This window comes from Corallococcus praedator (assembly GCF_003612125.1).
GTDB lineage: Bacteria > Myxococcota > Myxococcia > Myxococcales > Myxococcaceae > Corallococcus > Corallococcus praedator.
The window spans coordinates 1-1728 of record NZ_RAWI01000729.1 but is presented as its reverse complement, the minus strand read 5'-3'; the positions used below and the strand labels follow the sequence as shown (position 1 = coordinate 1728).

The 1728-nt window shown below is 71.4% G+C and carries 1 protein-coding gene; it reads right to left on the bottom strand.

The genetic code is table 11. The annotated features are described in order from the left end of the window. Positions 1–1629, bottom strand: a 1629-nt coding sequence (locus D7Y13_RS41310) for a mechanosensitive ion channel family protein (protein WP_244222466.1), incomplete at its 3' end; no start/stop codon positions are given. Between the last annotated feature and the right edge of the window lie 99 nt (positions 1630–1728).

Below are 1728 nucleotides of genomic sequence, written 5' to 3'. Positions count from 1 at the left end.
CGACAGGTTCTCGATCTCGTACTCGATGGCGACCTGCGCGCCCGGCATGGCGCCGTTGATGGTGTCCTCGTGGATCTGCCGGTACTCCTGCATGGCCGGCGTCGGGGCCTGGAGGTACGCGACCAGCTTCTCCCGCACGAGGCAGCGCAGGTCGAACGCCTTGCCCGCGTCGGATGCGCTCACCAGGGCGCGCAGCTTCATGGTGCGCTCGCTCAGGTCCGTCACCTGGAGCCCCTGCGCCTTGCCGTCCCACAGGCCCTTGGATTCTTCATCCAGGATGCGCTTGAGCTCCGCGCGCACCGCCGGCACGTCGGTGCGGAAGTCCACGTAGAGCTCCGCCGTGCCCAGGATGTCGGGCGACACCTTGCTCCAGTTCTGGAAGGGCTTCTCCAGGAACTGGGTGATGGGGATGACCAGCCGGCGCAGGTCCCACACCTTCACGACCACGTAGGTGAGGGTGATCTCCTCCACCCAGCCCCACTCGTTCTCCACGATGACCGTGTCGCCGATGCGGATGGGCTGGGTGATGGACAGCTGGATGCCCGCGAGCAGCGTGCTGATGGACTTCTGCGCCGCAAGACCAATCACCAGGCCCGCGAGCCCCGCGGAGGCGAGCAGCGACACGCCCACGTTGCGCACCGCCTCGAACTGGAGCAGCAGCAGCGACGCGGCCACCAGCACCACCGCCACCTCCACCACGCGGCGCAGGATGGACAGCTGCGTGCGCAGCCCACGCACGCGCGCCACGTCCGTGCCCTCGGGGGACTGGGCGACCCGGGTCTCCAGGAAGCGCGCCGCGCGGGTGAAGAAGCGCAGGAGGAACAGCGCCGACGCGACGATGATGATGGAGCGCGCGCCCAGGTCCAGGGCGCCCTGCGCCGGCGGAGGCAGCATCAGGAGCCGGGCACCCGTGGCCGCGATCATCGCCCCCAGCACGTGGCGCATCGTGCCCCTGCCCGCCGCGAGCAGCTCGTCATCCCATCCGGACTTCGTCAGCCCGGCGGCCCGGGCCCCCAGGCGCAGCGCCAGCGCCTCGCCCAGTTGTCCCAGCACCCACGCGCCCGCGAGCAGCGCCGCGAGCCCCAGCCACTGCCACGCCTCCAGCACCCACAGCGGGCGGGTGAAGAACACCGGCGGCAATCGCTCCAACAGCGGCGAGCCGTGCTCCGCGAACAGCGCGTCGATGGCGCCCACCGTGTCCGCGCTGAAGACCCAGACCGGGCCTCCTTCCGCGTCCACGCGCTCCAGGATGATGTCCTGGGGTCCCCGGGCGGTGGCCACCTGTCCCAGCACCTCGCGGCGGGCCCGCTCCCCCGGCCCCGCTGGCTCCCGGCCGATGCGCGCGAAGTCCAGCCACAGCGTCCGATCCAGCACCACCACCAGCCGCCGCGCCAGCCTGAGCCCTTCTTCCGCCTGCGTCGACGGGGGGAGCCGCGACAGGTCCAGGTACTGCGGCGCCCGGACGGCGTCCCGCGCATGGGCCGCGTCCAGGAACCCCGCCGCCGTCGCCGCGGGCGTGCGCCGGTCCACGTCCGAGGGCGGCGGAGGCAGCCCCGCGTTCAGCGCGAAGGCCCCCACGGGCCCCAACAGCAGCAACAGCCACATCCACGGCGGAACGGAACGGCGCACGGCGGCACTCCCCTGTTTCGAACTAGATGTTTTGAGTGCAAACAATCATCTTGGGCCAGGGGTGTCCACCAAGGATGACGCGGGGGGCCAAGGGTGGGA